This window comes from Dysgonomonas gadei ATCC BAA-286 (genome assembly GCF_000213555.1).
Taxonomy (GTDB): domain Bacteria; phylum Bacteroidota; class Bacteroidia; order Bacteroidales; family Dysgonomonadaceae; genus Dysgonomonas; species Dysgonomonas gadei.
Map to the genome: position 1 here is coordinate 247,457 of NZ_GL891985.1, position 19,540 is coordinate 266,996.

12 protein-coding genes are annotated in these 19,540 nt (G+C 40.6%); 7 read left to right on the plus strand and 5 right to left on the minus strand.

Annotation, left to right across the window (positions count from 1 at the left end):
* Nucleotides 1-172 precede the first annotated feature (172 nt).
* Entirely contained in the window at nucleotides 173-343 is a 171-nt protein-coding gene (locus tag HMPREF9455_RS21405; RefSeq protein WP_157256602.1) for a hypothetical protein, read from the plus strand.
* A 71-nt stretch (nucleotides 344-414) separates the two neighbouring features.
* Here HMPREF9455_RS21405 and HMPREF9455_RS20760 read toward each other — a convergent pair whose 3' ends face one another.
* The 4 genes from HMPREF9455_RS20760 to HMPREF9455_RS13695 form a co-directional block, all read right to left on the minus strand.
* Nucleotides 415-1,062: a helix-turn-helix domain-containing protein gene (locus HMPREF9455_RS20760; RefSeq protein WP_006800305.1), complete on the minus strand. Its 648-nt coding sequence runs from the start codon at nucleotides 1,060-1,062 to the stop codon at nucleotides 415-417.
* 145 nt (nucleotides 1,063-1,207) lie between these two features.
* Nucleotides 1,208-1,708 (minus strand): DNA-deoxyinosine glycosylase, encoded by a 501-nt coding sequence (locus HMPREF9455_RS13685; RefSeq protein WP_006800306.1) that lies wholly within the window; start codon nucleotides 1,706-1,708, stop codon nucleotides 1,208-1,210.
* Nucleotides 1,709-1,769: 61 nt separating this feature from the next.
* Nucleotides 1,770-3,536 (minus strand): peptide MFS transporter, encoded by a 1,767-nt coding sequence (locus HMPREF9455_RS13690; RefSeq protein ID WP_006800307.1) that lies wholly within the window; start codon nucleotides 3,534-3,536, stop codon nucleotides 1,770-1,772.
* A gap of 73 nt (nucleotides 3,537-3,609) precedes the next feature.
* Nucleotides 3,610-4,980: an MFS transporter gene (locus HMPREF9455_RS13695; protein ID WP_006800308.1), complete on the minus strand. Its 1,371-nt coding sequence runs from the start codon at nucleotides 4,978-4,980 to the stop codon at nucleotides 3,610-3,612.
* Nucleotides 4,981-5,261: 281 nt separating this feature from the next.
* Here HMPREF9455_RS13695 and coaBC point away from each other — a divergent pair, with 281 nt between their 5' ends.
* A complete protein-coding gene (gene coaBC / locus HMPREF9455_RS13700) occupies nucleotides 5,262-6,455 on the plus strand; it encodes a bifunctional phosphopantothenoylcysteine decarboxylase/phosphopantothenate--cysteine ligase CoaBC (RefSeq protein WP_006800309.1) in 1,194 nt (397 codons plus the stop codon).
* An 85-nt stretch (nucleotides 6,456-6,540) separates the two neighbouring features.
* Complete coding sequence (locus HMPREF9455_RS13705; RefSeq protein ID WP_006800310.1) at nucleotides 6,541-10,458, plus strand: hypothetical protein; 3,918 nt, start codon at nucleotides 6,541-6,543, stop codon at nucleotides 10,456-10,458.
* Between the two features lie 2 nt (nucleotides 10,459-10,460).
* Here HMPREF9455_RS13705 and mnmL read toward each other — a convergent pair whose 3' ends face one another.
* Nucleotides 10,461-11,384 (minus strand): tRNA modification radical SAM protein MnmL/YtqA, encoded by a 924-nt coding sequence (gene mnmL, locus HMPREF9455_RS13710; protein ID WP_006800311.1) that lies wholly within the window; start codon nucleotides 11,382-11,384, stop codon nucleotides 10,461-10,463.
* Nucleotides 11,385-11,623: 239 nt separating this feature from the next.
* Between mnmL and polA the strand changes: the two genes are divergently transcribed.
* From polA to HMPREF9455_RS13730, 4 genes are read left to right on the plus strand one after another with little or no spacing between them, the layout of a single operon-like run.
* The gene (gene polA / locus HMPREF9455_RS13715) at nucleotides 11,624-14,419 is read left to right on the plus strand and encodes a DNA polymerase I (protein ID WP_006800312.1); all 2,796 of its coding nucleotides are present in this window, start codon (nucleotides 11,624-11,626) and stop codon (nucleotides 14,417-14,419) included.
* Between the two features lie 20 nt (nucleotides 14,420-14,439).
* On the plus strand, nucleotides 14,440-16,170 hold the full coding sequence (locus HMPREF9455_RS13720; protein WP_006800313.1) for a hypothetical protein: 1,731 nt from the start codon (nucleotides 14,440-14,442) through the stop codon (nucleotides 16,168-16,170).
* Nucleotides 16,142-17,860, plus strand: a complete 1,719-nt coding sequence (locus tag HMPREF9455_RS13725) for a glycosyltransferase family protein (protein WP_006800314.1) — start codon at nucleotides 16,142-16,144, stop codon at nucleotides 17,858-17,860. The genes HMPREF9455_RS13720 and HMPREF9455_RS13725 overlap by 29 nt, the downstream gene beginning before the upstream one ends.
* Nucleotides 17,857-19,530 (plus strand): hypothetical protein, encoded by a 1,674-nt coding sequence (locus HMPREF9455_RS13730; RefSeq protein WP_006800315.1) that lies wholly within the window; start codon nucleotides 17,857-17,859, stop codon nucleotides 19,528-19,530. The genes HMPREF9455_RS13725 and HMPREF9455_RS13730 overlap by 4 nt, the downstream gene beginning before the upstream one ends.
* Nucleotides 19,531-19,540 lie beyond the last annotated feature (10 nt).

Below are 19,540 nucleotides of genomic sequence, written 5' to 3' on the forward strand. Positions count from 1 at the left end.
CCTGCGTCACTAATGCGCAAGGGCTGACGCACGTGGGGCTAAAGCATGAAGATACACTGTCCTGTCGCCGCATCGCGGTAACGGCCTCGTCCCGCAGGCGGGGTACCCAATCCGTAAAGCGGAGGTGTAGGGCAAAATAGGGTAGATGCTATACACGACTGATAATCCGGCTATGGATAATTCCGTATTATTTTGCCCCACCGGAGTTGCGGTTTTGGGTCGCCAAAGGGATGCAGCCTTGATTTTTGTAACTTTTTATCAAGAAAAAGTTAAGAAAAACAAGCCGGCTGGCGCGTTAGAAAAAATAGAACAATTTTATACTACAATATACTGTCTCTACTAATTGGCATTAACAAATAAAAGAAAGTATTATCCATTACTTAAAAGTCGTGACAACTAATCCATAAGAGAATGTTAAAATCTGACAAATCTGACACTTTTCTTAATCTTTTCGGTTGTCATATTTTTCTTCTTTTTGTATTCGGCTTTTCTTTTTTGCGAAGAAGTCAGCTTTTTCATACTCCTTTCTATATACTCCTTTTTCGGAGGGAAATCTGTAATAGATTCAACACAGGTTTCTAATATTTCTTCTGCCGATTCTTCTTTTTCCTCTAAAGTTTCGGGTTCATCTTTAATTATGTATCCTCCGGCGAATTTCTCCTTCCCTTGGGGAGGCCGGGAGGGGCTATCCTTCTTATCCTGCCTTTCCAGCAACATCTTTATTGCTTTCAGGTCGGGAGGGCATTCTTTCTTCGTAATCGTCTTTTGTTTAAAGACAACTTCCCCGGTATATTCATCAGGAACATAAATATCCTTTTCTACTGTTGTATAATAGCCTTCGAGTTTCTTTTTCAGTGAAGCCTGCACCATTGTTATCATTTCAGCTTCGCGGTGTGCCATCGCCTCTTCTATCTCCCGGCGAAATTCCTCTTTTGTATCCATCCAGTAGTAAAAAGTCTGACGGCTGATGCCTGTTGCCTTACATACCTGCGATACTGTGAAAAACTCGTCTTCTATCAGGCTTACAATTTTTTCTGTTAATTCTGCTCCATACTTTGCCATAATGTTTTTTATGGTATAGATAAACGGGATTTCTATTCATGCAAAATTTTAACAGTTGTTGAATATCGAATATCCCGAACGGGAGATACCCCTGCTCGCACAAAGTTGTGAATATAAAGAGTACAAACAGAAAATGATATTTTTGTCATGTACGATGAGCCTTTACGGCATCAATAAAAACCTGCCACTTTTCAATCTTTTCGGCAAGTGTCATCCGTGCATTGGCGGGGCTGGGAGAAGGCAGTGTAATAAATATCCTGTTTTCATCGAAGCCGACATATCTTCTATAAAATTCTTCAGCCTTCTTGCTTGTAAAAAAGATGTGTTTGATCTGAGGATATTTTCTGAAAAACTTTTTGAAATCGTTCGGCTTTTCATTCTTAATACTGCTATCGAGGCTTCCTGTTCCTTCGCATGATTCAAGAACATCCCAGATAGCGATATTATTCTCTTCAAGCAAAGCATTTTTTTCTGCATAGCTGTCCGGCAACGGCTTGTCAAATAAAGTGAAAATAATCTTCCAAAACTGGTTGCTTTTATGTCCGTAACGTTCCTGTTTACGCAAAGACTCTTCGCTGGGCATCGTCCCCAGAATCAATATTCGCGATTTTTCGTTGGCTATTGGTTCAAAAGCTATTTTTCTCATCCTTTTAGCTGCAAGTTAACTGAATAAAATGTAATTTTTCAATCTCTTGTTAACCGAATCGTCATTTTATCCCATGCATCATTTTCATCAAACGCTTTGACAAAAAGAACAGAATCACAGACGCTGCCCCGGCCATAAATACGAAGAGCATAAAGAAATCATAGAGATTGGAGATTCTGTATCCCATAAATACTTTCGGATTCTCCAACTGTTGTTTCTCCAGTGAATTTTGTATTTCAGCTTTCAAGGTTTTATCCTCTACTTTATAGAACATTATCCGGTCGAAAGGAATGACTTTTGCCCCGTCTTTTTCGGTAATATCCTTCTCAAACTCTTCGGGTAACAAAGTTAAGGTATTTTCTTTTTCCACCGATTGCACTGCTGCCAGTTCGATAAGCGGCTCTGGATAATAGCTGCTCAATGTGCCCGAAAATTTATTGGCAGCCGATGTACTCATATACCAGATTGCCATCAGCAGAGAGGCAAACCGTATTGGAGCCAGTTTATTCACCATCGACAATCCTATCGGGGATAAACAGAGTTCACCGAATGTATGTATGGTGTAAAGGCTTATCAGCCAGAGCATGCTTACTTTTATACCCGGCGCAAGGCCTTTCACGCCAAAAGCGATGATCAGGTAACCGATTGCCAGCAGGAATAAACCTATCGATTGTTTATAAGGGGAGGCAGGCTCTTTTCCTTTTTTGCTCAGCTTTGTCCAGATGGCGACAAAGACAGGTGCGAAGATGATAATGGCAACAGCATTTACCGACTGGAAATAAGATGTCGGTATAGTCCAGTCAAACAACCCCACATACCTGTCGGTTTGTTCTTCTGCAAAATAGGTCAACGATGCCCCGGCCTGTTCGAATGCCGACCAGAAGAATATCACGAAAAAAGCGATAATATAAATTACCCAGATACGCGACCTCTCTATTTTAGTCAGTGACGGGTCCGATATTACATATCCGGGCGCCGCAATAGCGAGAGAAAATATAATAGACCCTATGATATCAGTCCTCAACACGATATAAAGCAAAATGAATAAGCCAATCCAGACAGCGCTCCATATAACGGCCAGTTTGATCGTTGATTTATTCTTTGCTACAGCCGGAGTGTCCCCTTCGGGTTTCTTCTCTGCTTCCATCCGCCGTGTGTCCCGGCTATTAGGAATGATACCTATCGCCTCTCCCTCCGGAGTTCGGAGGTATTTATCTTTTAAGAGGATAAAAACAACAACACCGAGCAACATACCGATGCAGGCGGCAAGAAACCCCCACTTAAAGTCGGCCGGATGTCCTGTATCTCCCAAGACACCACAAACAATAGGGGCAAAGAACGATCCGGTATTCACTCCCATATAGAAGATCGTATAGGCTGAGTCCTTCCGTTTATCTTCCGGCTTGTACAATTGCCCCACCATGGTAGAAATATTAGGCTTGAAGAAGCCATTGCCGAATATAAGGAATCCCAACCCCGAAAACATCAGCGTGGTAGCCAACTCCACATTCTCGAAATAACAGCCGGAAAGAAACATAAGGAATTGTCCCATTGCCATGAGCAAAGCACCTGCAATGATGGAGCGGCGGTTCCCCCAATAGCGATCGGCGATGTATCCGCCAATCAGCGGAGTGAGGTACACAAGGCCTGTATAGCTGCCGTATATCTGCGCGCCATACGCCTTATCGAAGAGCAGCGCCTTTGTCATATACAGTACAAAGAGAGCCCTCATTCCATAATAGCTGAACCGTTCCCACATCTCGGTGGCGAAGATCAGGTATAGTCCATTGGGATGTCCTTTTGGAGTTGTTTCTATTTCGGGAGTCATTTATATAAAGTATATCTATTTAAAATCGGTAAAATAAAAAATCCGGTTGTTTTGAGGAACCGGATTTTCAGTTTTATTTTTTTATGTTTGGTAATTCCAGCCCATAACCTTTTTTCTTGTCCTCGCGTTTCAGCAGGAAAGCGACTATGAGGGCGAGTACGCCAAAACAGGTGAAGATAATCATGGGGAGAGTGTAGTCATACAGATTTACTGTTTTTCCATCAACTATACGCTGACCTGTAATGCAATATTTTTCCAACACAATGCCTATCACATACGGAACACCCATCAACCCCCAGTTCTGAACCCAGAAAATAAGAGCATACGCTGTTCCTAATTTATTTTCAGGGATAATTTTCGGTACAGAAGGCCACATCGCCGAAGGAACCAAAGAAAAACCAATTCCCAGAAGCACCATCAGGGCCGTAGCAAACCACCATACATTAAGGATGGGAGCAGCAAATAAAGAATGCACCACAATCAATAATAATGCCCCGATAATCATAATAGTAGCACCCTTACCTTTTTTATCATATATCCCACCAAAAAGCGGAGTAAGAAGTATTGCTCCGAAAGGAAGTATTGCTGGAATATTACCAGCAAATTCAGGTTCTACATTATATTTATTAATCATTAAATCCACTGCATATTTCAAAAATGGAAATACAGCTGAATAGAACAATACACATAAAAAGGCAATCAACCAGAAACCTTTATTTTTGACGATGAAGAGAATATCCGATACTTTAAATGGTTCTGACGGCTCTTCATTTGTCTCAGTGAGAGATTTATCAAGTTTCTTATCCATAACACAGAACACAAGATAAGAAATCAGCCCTACGCAAAGCAAAACCAATCCGAATAATATAGGAGCAGAGATATTACCAAAGTATTTTGCCATTGGAAATGCAGCCGACAAAGCCAGTGTTGTACCAATACGGGCAACCGAGACTTGCAACCCCATAGCCAGAGCCATTTCATGTCCTTTAAACCATCTTACAATAACTTTCGTTACTGTAATGCCGGCAATTTCAACACCCATACCAAAAATAGCGAATCCGATACTGGCGAGCATAACCTGTGAGTTTACACCTAAAAGAGTTCCCTCGAAAGTAGAGCCGTAAGCAACGGAGTAATATTTCAACGAGCATCCTGCAACCATCAGAATACATGCACCTAAGCCTGTAAAACGAACACCCATTTTATCGAGAATAATCCCTCCAAAAATAAGCATAAGAAGAAATACATTGAACCAGCCATAAGCACTGGTAAAAAATCCGTAATCGGAACTTTGCCATCCAAATTCACTTTCCAGTAAAGGTTTCAACGGAGCCATAACATCTGTTATGAAGTAGCCGCAAAACATGGTTAGCGCTACAACACCCAGAACGGCAAATCGGGCTGCCTTCGAGTCGCTTAGTTTTTGTCTTAGTATTTCGGTCATTTTTTGCTTGATTAAGTGATTGTTTTAAATTTTTGCTAGGCAAAAGTATGTAAAAGAATTAGAAAAGTATAGTTTGACACCCTAAAACATAGACATTTGATACGTTAAATACATTAAAGAAATATTTCATGCGATATTATTTAATCGTAATCAGCTATTTTTATTGAAGCGACAAAAGTAATAAGTAGGCCGGTGACTCTAAGATTTAAATAAATTTTATATCCATTTGAACACTCATATTTCTATTAACCGTATCTTTGCTCTCAAAATGTATCGGAAATATGACACTGAAAGATAAACATATCGTATTAGGTATTACAGGCAGCATCGCGGCATACAAAGCAGCATCACTGGCCCGTCTTTTGATTAAGGCCGGCGCGGAAGTGCAGATCGTAATTACCCCGTCCGGGAAAGAGTTTATTACTCCCGTCACATTGTCGGCACTTACAGGAAAACCTGTCGTCAGCGAATTTTTTACCGCTAACGACGGTACCTGGCACAGCCATGTCGATCTCGGCCAATGGGCAGACCTCATGCTTATTGCTCCTGCAACAGCCTCCACCTTGGGTAAAATGGCGAATGGAGTAGCCGACAATATGCTCATTACTACATATATGTCGATGAAAGCGCCTGTGATGATTGCGCCCGCCATGGACTTGGATATGTTTGCCCATCCCGCAACATCCCGCAACCTCGAAATACTGCGCTCGTACGGAAACATTATTATCGAACCTGCTTCCGGAGAACTCGCAAGCCATCTGATAGGCAAGGGAAGAATGGAAGAACCGGAAAAAATTCTTGCGGCTGTCGAGGATTTCTTTACGAAGCAGGAAACCCTTTCAAAAAAAAAAATACTGATAACAGCCGGACCCACTTATGAACGGATAGACCCGGTTCGCTTTATCGGCAACTATTCATCGGGAAAGATGGGTTTTGCCCTTGCCGAAGAATGCGCAGGCCGGGGAGCTGAAGTTACCTTAATTGCAGGCCCTGTATCACTAAAGGTAAATCACCCTAACATTACACGTATAGATGTAGAATCTGCGGAAGAAATGTATAATGCTTCCGTAAAGGCTTTTCCTGCAATGGATGCGGCTATATTATGCGCGGCTGTTGCCGATTTCCGGCCCGAAGAGCAGTATGCGGAAAAAGTAAAGAGGAGCGGTGATATACTTAATATCTCACTTGTACCGAACAAAGATATCGCGGCATCACTGGGTAAAATGAAAAAGGCAAACCAGCTTCTTGTCGGGTTTGCTTTGGAGACGAATGATGAGGAGAACAATGCACTGAAAAAGATTGTGAAGAAAAACCTCGATTTCATCGTACTTAACTCTTTAAATGATGCAGGGGCAGGATTCAAATACGATACAAACAAAATAGCAATACTCAACCGTAACGGAGAACGAAAAGACTTTGGCTTGAAATCGAAAAAAGACGTCGCTTCCGATATTATAGACGAAACCTTCCTCTAAACTCTTTTATCCGGCTGATAACCGGAAAACAAATCCTCCCTGTATTTGTTGATAATAAGATAACTAAACAAAACGACATTGTTTAATGACTAAAAAAGGGAAGAAGAGACTAAGGATCATACTTATCACACTTGCATTACTCATTGCAGGCGGATTTGGCCTTAACTGGTATCTGACCTATCAGTTGGAAGACAGCCTGAGGCAAAAATTCAGGGAAGAAGTTTCGAAAGCGACAAATGGCTTCTACAGTTTTTCATACGATCACCTTTCTGTCGGATTCTTTAGCGGGGAACTGATAATCAATGGGGTTGAACTCATTCCCGACTCGGTCGTTTTCGAAAAATGGAAAAACGGAGACAGTCTACCCGACCTCTACTACAAAGTAAAAATAGATAAGATTCACTTCAAAGGAATAAACCTTACATGGCGCAGGAATTATAAGAATCTGGATTTTAGCCTGTTCGAACTTAAATCTCCTGATATAAAAGTCTTTCAACCACAATTACATTCTTCTCTGAAATCATCATTAGATGGGCAACAAAATAAAGAGCGGGAAACATTATACCAGATGATCTCGACATATATAGATGTCCTGACCGTGAAGCAAATAAATCTGGGGAGCGCTAATATCTATTATATCGTCGAAGACTCTATTTCTCCGGTTCAATACGCACTTAGCGATGCAAACTTCAACGCCTACGGATTCAGGCTGGATAAGGATTCGTATTCATCGGGGAAATTACTCTATTGTGATAACTTTGAATTTACGGCAGACAAACCTCAGCAATTATTATACAGCAACCAGCTTATCCTGAATACAAGAAACATTAAGTTGAGTACAATTGACGAACTGGTACAGATAGAAGGCGTGCACCTGCATCCGACCGATGACTTCTGGGCGGGCAGGACGGAGAAAGCCGGCGCGTATCTGGATGCGACTATAAAATCAGTATTTATTAAAGGAGTTAAATTTAAACGGGAAAACGCTTTGAATTATCTGAATGCCGACTCTTTCGATATTTCTTCCACCGATATTCAATATTATAGTGTGAAAGATAAATCTAACGCTCAGGATGGAGATTCTTTGAAGCAAAATAATGTGAACAATGATCAGACATGGTCCCTGTACAGTATTACATCACCGATTCTCCAAAGTGTATCCATTGGAAAAATCGGTATTGAAAAAACCAAGTTCCACTATACGTTTACTCAAGACGGCAGGTCTGACAAATATTCTTTAGAGCAATTTGATTTCCACGCAAAGAATTTCGTTATCGATTCCTTATCTGAAAAGCAAAAAAGATTCTGGTATGTCGATAATTTTGCCATGGAGGCAACCAATATAAAGGGACTCATTGCCAGCAATAATTCAAATGTAAATATAGCTGCCCTAACGCTCAACACAGAAAGTAAACACTTCAATATCTCTGATATAAGAGTTAATCCGATATCAACCGTAAATGCGCGAAAAGATTATTTTTCGGGTAATATAAAATCAATTCAAATCGACAGTCTGAATTACGACACAGGCGTTTCGGCAGAGAGGCTTAAAATAGAATCGCCCAATATCAGGTATTTCAAAGTAAAAAAGAAGAATAAGCCGGATTCATCGAAAAAAGACGAAATAGAAATATCCGATGACGCTTTGGATATATTCAATCCTTATGCAAACTATTTATCTGTGAAAAACATAAATCTGACAAATGCGAATATTATTATACATGACTTAGGCTCTAAAGATAATTTCCGCTTGCAGAAACTGAATTTCTATGCGGTAAAATTCCTGATTGATGAAGGGACCCGAAAGACAGAAAAATACTTATTCACCTGCGACGATATCGGACTTTCATTTAAAGATTTCGACAACATTCTGCCGGGAAAGCATTACAGATTAAAGATAAAGGATACCAATATTTCGACCTTAACGGGACTGTTACTATTGCGGGATGTAAAACTGATCCCTCAGGAAAATACATGGGATAAAGCTCCGGCAACTTATTACGATATCGATATCCCACTGATAAGGGTGAAAGGGTTCGACAACGACAGCTATCTGAATAAAGAAAAAGCGAAGATAAAATCCCTTGAAATTAATTCGCCGCGGATACAAATCATTAAAACCGCCAACTCAGCGATAAATAAGGATAATGAAACTTCTTCCTATAAAACAACTTCTGTTATAAAAAGTCTGGTTGCCGATAATATAGACCTAAAGAATGTGCAAGTATCTTATATCAACCGGGTATCCCGCGATAGCCTGCAAACAACATTACAGGCTTTACAGCTACATTCGTTACAATGGGATTTAAACAAGGATTTCAGAATAGATAAGTTTGTTCTAGAGTCTCCCAAAGTAGACTATATTGCGAAACAGATAGGTCCTCCCTCAGAGAACAATCTGCAAACGAAAGGTAATCGCGGGGATATAGACGAATTATTAAAAATCTTTGGAAAAAAAGTAACTATAGGAACGTTCACCCTCTCCAATGGAGCATTTAATATCCAAAAGCCGGAAATCAATTTCAAAGCCGAATTGGAGGATTTTAATTTATCCGGTATTGATTGGAATCACCTGACTGGAAAATCATTCCTGGACATGGCTTCTGTCAACATAACAAAACCGACTCTGGATATAAGAAAGAGTAATTCCGGCGATAGTATTCCGGTACAGAAAAAAGAATCTTCGGATACCGACCTGTATTCTTCATTGCGCCCGTATATAAATAAATTATCAATTAAGAAATTCAATCTGGCAGACGCACATATAAACTACGAGCATTCTCCGGATGGAAAGCAACAAAACCAACAAACAGTAAATACGACTAATCTTGTCCTGTCGGGATTCTTCATCGATGCCGATGCCCGGAAAGTAGACATGGAAGATATCCGCTTTAATACTAATAACCTGCACTTCCCGATTATGGATGGCTTCTATACAATTGATATAGGAGAGATAGATATAAACAAGAGAAATGCGAGTTTGGCTCTTTCGGGTATAAAAATGACATCTGCTTACCCCAAAATGGACTTTGCTTATAAGCATCCGACACACATGGATTGGTTCGATGTCACCACAGGGAATATCAGCCTTTCGGGCGTCGATTACCAACGCTATTTCTCAGATAATATACTGGAAGCTAAGCAACTTGTAGTAAAAGACGTTATGCTTCAGAATTTGAAAAATAAAAAGATATATACACCGCCTAAACTCCAACCTCTTATTTATACAAAATTATATGATCTTCCGTTCCGGATATCTATAGATACGACCGATGTTTCCAATTTCTCTGTTATATATGAAGAATTGCCTAAGAATGGAACTGTACCGGGGCAAATTTCATTCATGGGGATGAACGCCCGTATAGACGGACTGACCAACATAGCCTTACATCCTCAGCAATACATGCATCTCAATGCAAACGGCAACCTTATGGGGACAGGTTATTTTACTGCAAAATGGGATATGTCTGTCAGCCCCGATTATGACTGCTTTGTTTTGGATGCACATTTGCATCGCTTCGATTTACGTGACCTGAACCGGATTATAACCCCATTGGCTAAAGCGGAAATAACGAGTGGGATACTCAAAGATTTGACTTTCAGGACAGAAGCATCAAGCATGAATGCATCTGTAGGGATGAAATTCCTCTACAATGATTTAAGGATAAATATACTGAAAGGCGATGACCCGGAGTCTTCAAATAAATTTGTCACTAATATAGCAAATGCATTCCTGCGGTCAAACAATCCGAACAAAGAGAGTTCAAAACCACGTGAACCCTATCTCTATATAGAAAGAGACCCATATCATTCAACATTTAATTATTTCTGGCAGATATTGCAACCTGCCGTTGTGGAATCCGTCGGTGTATCCCAGAAAAAACAGAATTTTGCGAAAAAAGTTACCGGTTTCTTCTCTAAAGTAAAAAACTTCTTCACAGGTAAAAAAGATAACAAGCCTTCTATATCGCAGGAAGATATAAGACCGGAAGTACTTAAATAAGATCATTTATAAAAAAGCCGTCCCTGCCATGTCTCCCTTTCTGCAAATCTCTTCAGAACTTTAGCGGTGAATTCGAAATTTTTCAAGCCCCAATCGGGAGCGATAAGTAGCTGTTTAGGTGACTGCGAAATAAAACGCTCGATAATAAAATCAGGATTTAGCCTTTCCGAAAAATCAATGATTAAGTCGATATAATCATCTACATCAAACAGGTTGAACCATTCGGGATACTCACGATATTGCTTTGCCATAACCGTTCCCTTTATCAGCTGTAACTGATGTAATTTTAGCGTAGTCAGGGGAAGTTTAGATACTTCATCGGCGTGTGCCAATATCTGATCTCGACTCTCGTTGGGCAGTCCCAATATGAGATGGGCACCTGTATAAATACCTTTCGCGGCTGTTTTATGGATAGCGTCCACACTTTCGGCATGCGTATGCCCGCGGTTGATAAATTCGAGAGTAGAATCGAGTGTCGACTCCAATCCATATTCTATTACAAGGAATGTTCGCTTATTCAGTTCTGCGAAATAATCGAGTAATTCGTCAGGCATACAATCGGGGCGGGTACCTATTATCAGCCCCACGACGCCGGAATATGAAAGGGCTTCCTCATATAACGAAATCAGCTTATCGATACTGTCATATGTATTTGTGTAGGACTGAAAATAAGCAAGGTATTTCATTTCGGGATACTTGTAGGAGAAGAAAGCGATGCCATCCCTCAACTGGTCGCTTACGCTACGCTGTTTTCCTCCATATCCGGGACTAAAACTCTGATTGTTGCAGTATGTGCACCCGCCTACAGCTTTCGAGCCATCACGGTTTGGGCATGTAAACCCCGCATTAATCGAGATTTTCTGAACTTTAAAAGGGAAATGTTTGGACAGAAGAGTTCCAAATTCTTTATAATATCTATTATCCATTAGTCGTATTCGAATCTGTGTGCAAAGGTAACAATAAGGTCCGACGTTTTGTTTCTTAGCATGTTATTTATATTTAAGGAAGGAGTAAGAGAGTACATATTTCTTTTACAGAATACTTAGTCAGACAATGTCAAAAATCTCTTCTAATAATTTCATCCGTTATACCCTCCGAACAAAAATTTCCCTTTTGTAATTCGCTGCTTTTTCCGTAACTTGTCACCAATTTTTAATTTATCCCGATGAAATTATTTCTATTAGACGCTTACGCATTAATATACCGTTCATATTATGCTTTTATCAAAAGTCCCAGAGTAAACTCGAAAGGGCAGAATACATCCGCGGTATTCGGATTTGTGAATACACTGGAAGAATTGCTTCGTAAGGAAAACCCGACGCATATAGCCGTTGCATTCGACCCGCCCGGCGGTACCTTCCGGCACGATGCCTACGAACTCTACAAAGCTCAACGACAGGAAACACCCGAAGATATACGAGCAGCAGTACCTCTTATTAAGGAAATTATAGCCGCTTATAATATCAAGGAACTGGAAGTCGCCCGCTATGAGGCGGATGATGTAATCGGTACAATCGCAAAGAAAGCCGAGAAGGAAAACTTCGATGTGTATATGATGACCCCCGACAAAGATTACGGGCAGCTAACCAGCGACCATATATTCATGTATAAGCCGAAGTTTGCAGGAACAGGATTTGACACGCTCGATGCCAAGGCAATCATGGAAAAGTATGAACTGTCATCTCCCGGACAGATGATAGATCTACTCGGGCTAATGGGCGATGCCTCCGATAACATACCCGGATGTCCGGGTGTGGGGCCAAAAACCGCGCAGAAATTACTGGAGGAATATGGTACCATTGAAAATCTGCTCGAGCATACAGCCGATCTGAAAGGCACACTGAAGTTAAGATTGGAAGAAAACAAAGAACAAATTATTTTCTCTAAATTCCTGGCAACCATCAAAACGGATGTTCCTATCGAATTCAATAAGAATGAGTTTAAACGTCAGGAAATCAACGCTGAGAAGCTCTCTAACTTGTTTGAAGAACTGGAGTTCAGAACACTTATAAACCGTGTATTGAAAAAAGACGGCACTCCGGCAAATCCTGTACGGATAACAACCACGCACGAAGCTATACAAGGCGATCTATTCGCGGAATTACTGCCACCAAAAGCCGAGTCGGCGGATACAGTCAACTATTCAGGATTGCAGGAACTGAAGGATATCCCACATACTTATCATTTAGTAGAAAAAGACGATGAAATCGCCAATTTAGCAAAAACAATAGCCTCACAACAATCTTGTTGCTTCGATACGGAAACCACAGGACTTGATCCGAATGTGAGCGAACTGGTGGGTATGTCATTCGCTTTCAGGGAAGGAGAAGCCTACTATGTGCCTGTACCTGCGGATTTTGAAAAGGCCAAAGCCATTGTAGAGCAATTCAGGCCGTTTTTCGAGAATGGGGAAACAGAGAAAATAGGACAGAATATAAAATACGACATCATTGTATTGAAGAAGTATGGCATCCATGTGCGGGGCAGGCTCTTCGATACCATGATTGCACACTACCTCATCAATCCGGAGTTGCGTCATAATATGGATTATATGGCAGAGACTTATCTGAAATATAAAACCATCCATATCGACGAACTTATAGGATCGAGGGGTAAAAACCAGCTCAATATGCGGAGCCTGCGTCCCGACCAGATAAAGGACTATGCCTGCGAGGATGCCGATATTACACTGAAGCTTAAAGCAATACTTGAAAAGGCTATAGAAAAACAGGATTTAGGTAAATTGCTATATGATATAGAATTACCATTGATCTATGTGCTTGCCGATATGGAATATACCGGTGTACGCCTCGATAAAACGGCGTTAGCCGAATATTCAAAAACGCTGACACTAGAGTTGCAAGGGATAGAATCGGAAATATATAAAGCTGCTGAACAGGAGTTCAATATCAATTCTGCTAAGCAGGTAGGTGAAGTTCTTTTCGATAAACTCAAGATTGTAGAGAAACCGAAAAAAACCAAAACAGGCCAGTATGTGACCAGTGAAGAAACACTGGAAAGCATGAAAGATGCTCATTCCATTGTAGGTAAGATCCTCGAATACCGTGGACTGAAAAAATTGTTGAGCACCTATATCGATGCATTGCCTCTGCTTGTAAGTCCGCTCGATGATAAACTGCATACATCTTATAACCAAACGGTAACTGCAACAGGGCGGTTAAGTTCGAGCAATCCGAATCTGCAAAATATACCGATCCGCGACGCGCAGGGGAAAGAAATACGCAAGGCATTCATTGCAGATGAGGCGTGTATCTTCTTCTCGGCCGACTATTCACAGATTGAACTCCGCATAATGGCACACCTGAGCCAGGACCCTACAATGATCGATGCGTTCAACAGCGGAGAGGATATTCACGCCGCTACTGCTGCCAAAATATATAAGATCCCGATCAGTGAAGTAACAGGCGATATGCGCCGTAAGGCTAAGACTGCAAACTTCGGTATCATTTATGGCATATCGGTTTTCGGATTAGCGGAACGCTTATCTATCCCTCGCGGAGAGGCCAAAGAATTGATAGACGGCTATTTTGCCACTTATCCGAAGGTAAAGGAATATATGGATAAGAGTATATCCGTAGCCCGTACCAATAATTATGTGGAAACTGTTTTCGGCCGTAAACGCTATCTGCCGGACATCAATTCGCGGAATACTACCGTGCGCGGATATGCCGAACGAAACGCGATAAATGCGCCAATACAAGGAAGTGCCGCCGATATTATCAAAGTGGCGATGAATCGTATATTCGACCGTTTTGAACGGGAAAATATCAAATCGAAAATGATCCTGCAAGTACATGACGAATTGAACTTCAATGTGGAAAGCAATGAACTGGATAAAGTGCAGAAGATAGTGATAGAGGAAATGGAAAATGCCTATAAGCTGGTCGTTCCATTGAAAGCTGATTGTGGAAAAGGGAAAAACTGGCTGGAGGCGCATTAATTACAAATAGTGTCTGATGCATGAATATCGATAACCTATTGAGGGAAATACAATCGAATAAGAAAAGCCAATATTGCATATTCTTTGCGGTTTTGGTTTTTCTCACATTGTTCATGATGTTTTGCTTCGGTTCGTCGTCTTCCTATTCCGGTTTCGATTTCAGTTTTCATTACAGACGGTTGTACACATTGATTGACGCATTAGAACATGAAGTTTACCCTTCGTTTTATGTCGATTTCGGCAATGTGGACGGATATGGTTATTTCACCAAAGGATTCTATTCCGATATCATCATGGTTCCCTTTGCCCTTATAGGCACTTTTACAAGTGTGTATTTCGCTTACGATCTGATGGTGTTTACTATGACCATCCTGTGCGGCGTATTTATGTATCACACAGTCAATGTCATTTACAAAAGTTCATATGCAGCAGCCATCGCAGCTATACTCTATACCTTTGCCGTTTACCGCCTGTACGATTTTTATCAACGGGGGGCGCTGGCCGAAGCCTTGTCTTTTACATTCCTGCCCATCGTATTCCTCGGAGTTTACTATATCATAAAAGGAGATTACAGGAAGTGGTACGTGCTTGCTATCGGCTACAGCCTGCTTATATATACGCATGCCATTGCATCGGTGCTGATGTTTGTCACACTGTTTATCCTGCTGATAATCTATTCCAAATCATTAATAAAAGAGCCTAAACGCCTTCTCTATCTTATTTTAGCGGGTGTAGCAACTATCGCTATCACATCTTACTATACTTTCCCGATGCTGGAACAATTGTCGTCCGATTCCTTCTATCTGAATACGCATAGTCCGGGAGGGGGAGCAGGATATGGAAAGGTAGGGTTTGACTATATATTATGGGGATTTATTAGTGGAATAGCCTATCCGGAAAAAGAACTGTGGACGGGGGTTGGCATTGTGCTTACACTGCTTCTGTTTTTTCGCTTTTTCATTAAAAGAAAAAAAGATGATAAGCTGAAAAGTGTGGATATTGGCGTAATAATCGGAATATGCTTTATCATAGCCATTTCTCGTATTTTTCCCTGGGGACGGTTTCCGTTCAGCTTACTCTCTTTTATACAATATCCGTGGCGGCTATATGAATTTGTATCTTATTTCTTTGCCATAGCCGGAGCCTATTATTTATCTTTGGTAATTATAAAGAATAAGCAGCGGTTGATAGCTTCTGTAATAATTATTCTTGTAACAATGGCAACGATATATGTGCAAAGTGAGAACTATAAATCTCATGATTCATCGAAGGATTTGCCGGCCGATGTAAGAACTTTAGCATTAGAACCGACATACGAAAACGGATATAGGCTCATCGGACGCGAATATTTGCCGTCTGCATTGGAAGACATTCATTATTCCCACACCAGAGGAGAGAAAGTAGAAGGAAAGGACGAAAGTACTATAATCAGCAATCTGAGGCGCGAATATAATACAGTCGTATTTAATGTATCGTTAAATAAACCGGATACCCTGACACTGCCTCTACTTTATTACCTCGGGTACACAGCTACCCTCAACGGGGAAGAGTTGCATGTGATGCAAGGTCACATGGCCTTTGTAAATATACCTGTAAATGAATCGGGAGAAGTAAGAACCTGGTATGGAGGAACAACGATTCAAAGAATAAGTATATACATATCTCTGATAAGTATATTATCTTTGTGTGTTTATATAACTTTACTAAACAGAAAAAAGAAAAATGGACTGGTTCAGCCGCATCCCCGATAAGATAGCAACAAATAAGAAAAGCCACTTCTGGTTGTTCTTTGCTTTACTATTGTTTCTTTCGGCGGTGATGATGTATCTATACCAGCCGCTTTGCCCGGGGCAGGATTTTTTCTTTCATTACAGACGGTTACAGGCCTTAATGGATGGAATGAAAACAAGCCCTATGCTTATCTATCTTGACTATAATGCCATCGATGGATACGGGTATTTCACAAAAGCATTCTATCCCGACTTTGTGCTTATTCCTTTCGCGTTTATCGGCAATCTGACAAACCTTGAATTTGCTTATCAGTTTATGGTATTTACAATGACGGTACTGTGTGGCGTATTTACATATATTGCTGTAATTTCTATTTATAAGAACTCGTTTGCCGCCGCAATAGCAGCTTTGCTATATACCTTCTGCGTATACCGCTTACTGGATTTGTATCACCGGGCGGCGCTGGGCGAAACGCTTACATTCACATTTATCCCGATTGTCTTCCTTGGGCTTTATCACATTATCAAAGGAGATTATAAAAAATGGTATATTCTGGCAATAGGCTTCAGCCTGATGATTTTCACTCACCTGATATCTTCCGTGCTGATGTTCTTCACCATGCTTATATTTCTTATCATCTATTATAAACCGCTGGTAAAAGAACCAAAACGATTTCTATACCTCGTAGTGGCAGGCATCACGGCCTTGATAATCACAGCCTATTATCTTTTTCCGATGCTGGAACAGGCAATAACCACTACATTCTATTACGAAAGTCGCGAACTAATGGCCAAAACGCAGGACTCGGCACTGCCGTTCCATTGGATTATCTGGGGCATGTTTACAGGAATTGTTACACCTGCACAAGCCTTTATTCCGGGAGTAGGATTTCTGCTTACAGGTGCTGCCGCGCTACGGTTGTTCGTTTATAAGAAATCACCTGAATTACGAAGTGCCGATATAGGGGTTATCATCGGATTGGTATATATTGTAGCCTCTTCCCCATTGTTCCCGTGGTCTGTTTTCCCGTTCAATAAGCTGAACTTTATACAGATGGCGTGGCGGCTCTTCGAATTCACAAGTTTCTTTTTTGCAGTTGCCGGAGGATATTATTTATCACTGATACTAAAATCGAGCAAACGAAAACTTGCAACAGCATTTACGGTTGTTATACTTTTAGTATTGATTATGACTAACGATGCCAAATCGTATGAAATGTATCGCTGCGGTCGTCCTATTACCCAAGTAGCTGCATTCAATAATGACTACCATCTGGGCGGATTGGAATATATTCCTTCGGCAGTACCTTCGATTGAATATTTATATCAGCGTAGGGATAGTATCAGCGCTCTTTATGAAAGGACAAACATTACAAATTTCGAAAGAAAAAACGGTATCACGTCTTTTGATATAGACATGACAGGCGTTGAAACATTAGAACTTCCGTTAATATATTACAAAGGCTATACAGGTAAATTGAATAATCAACAGCTAGATATTGCTGCCAAAAGCAGGAATATTGCCGAGAGCAAAAACGGGTTGGTGCAAATCACCGTTGATGAACCCGGACATATAACTGTTTACTATGGAGGCACGCCGATTCAGAAAATAAGTTATTTTATAACACTTGCAGGTATCTTCGCAACCTGTATTTATATATTTTTGCAAAGGCGAAAACCGACAAAAGGAATTAACACGGACAATAAATGAATCTTCTAAGAGATATACCCGATAAAATAGCTGCAAAAAAGAAAAGCCACTTTTGGATATTCTTTTTTGTACTGATACTCTTATCACTGGCTATGGTATATTTCTATCTTCCGTTCATCCCGGGTCACGATTCTTATTTTCACTTCAGAAGGTTGCAGGCACTTATGGATGGTATAAAAGAAAGTCCGTTCCTTATCTATACAGACTATACGGCTATTGAAGGTTACGGCTATTTCACCAAAGGCTTTTATCCCGATTTTGTACTTATCCCATTTGCAATAATAGGAAATCTGACAAATCTGGATTTCGCTTACCATTTCACAATATTTACAATGACGGTATTGTGCGGGGTATTTACATATATCGCGGTCAATCGTATTTATAAAAGTTCGTATGCAGCAGCTATATCAGCCGTTTTATATACATTCGCCCTGTATCGCCTGCTCGATGTATTTCACCGGGGAGCATTGGGAGAGGCTATCTCTTTCACATTCGTACCTCTGGCTATATTGGGTATCTATGAAATTATAGAAGGCGATTATAAAAAATGGTATATCCTTACCATTGCTTTCAGCCTGCTATTTTTCAATCATGCCCTGTCTACCCTGCTTATGTTCATAACTGTAGTAATATTAGTATTGATATATTACAAGTCTATTCTCAAAGAGCCGAAACGGATTAAATATCTGATCATAGCGGGTATTGTTACTATACCGGTAATCAGCTATGCATTATTTCCGATGATAGAACAGCTGAATTCAAACTCTTTCTATTATGAAATGAACCCGCTGATGTCGATGGAGGACTCACTATTAGGAACTTCAGCCATTATTTCAGGCTTATTTATGGGTATTATATACCCTTTGCGGACGTTCACCCCGGCCATCGGCTTATTACTGACATGTGGTATTTTATTACGGTTATTTGTATCCGGAAAATCCGCACGCTTAAAGAGTGTAGATACAGGCGTAATTATCGGGCTTGTATATGTGTGCATGTCCTCCTATTGGTTTCCGTGGTCTATGTTCCCTTTTAATAAGCTGGGCATAATTCAGATACCATGGCGGCTATACGAATTTGCATCGTATTTCTTTGCTGTTGCGGGTGGCTATTATCTGGCGTTGCTTCTGAAATCGAATCCGCGTAGATTGATAGCCGGTGGATTAGTCGTTATCTGTACTTTGTTTGTCCTGATGAATGATGCGAAACTGTATCATGACACAAGGATTACCGAAGATATAAAAAGAGAAGCATTACCGGAGAACCGTTATCACCTTATCGGCTTGGAGTACCTGCCTGTAAAGGTTCCATCGATAGAATACCTTATTGAAAGGAGTGATTCTGTAAAGAGCGGTCACAGCAATATTTCTAATCTGAAAAGAGATAAAGCCGTAATAACTTTCCATACTGAAACAAACCGTACAGATAATCTGGAATTACCCCTGATATACTACAAAGGATACACGGCGAAACTGAACGGTGAAAACATCTCTGTAAGCGAAAGTGACAACGGGCTGGTACAAATACCTGTAAATAAATCAGGCGACATAAAAGTGTATTACGGGGGAACAACAATCCAGAAACTGAGCTGGATAATAACCTTACTCAGTATCCTCAGCTTGTGTGTCTATATTTTCTTTTCTAAAAGAAAAATAAGTAGGGGCGAATAAATATTCGCCC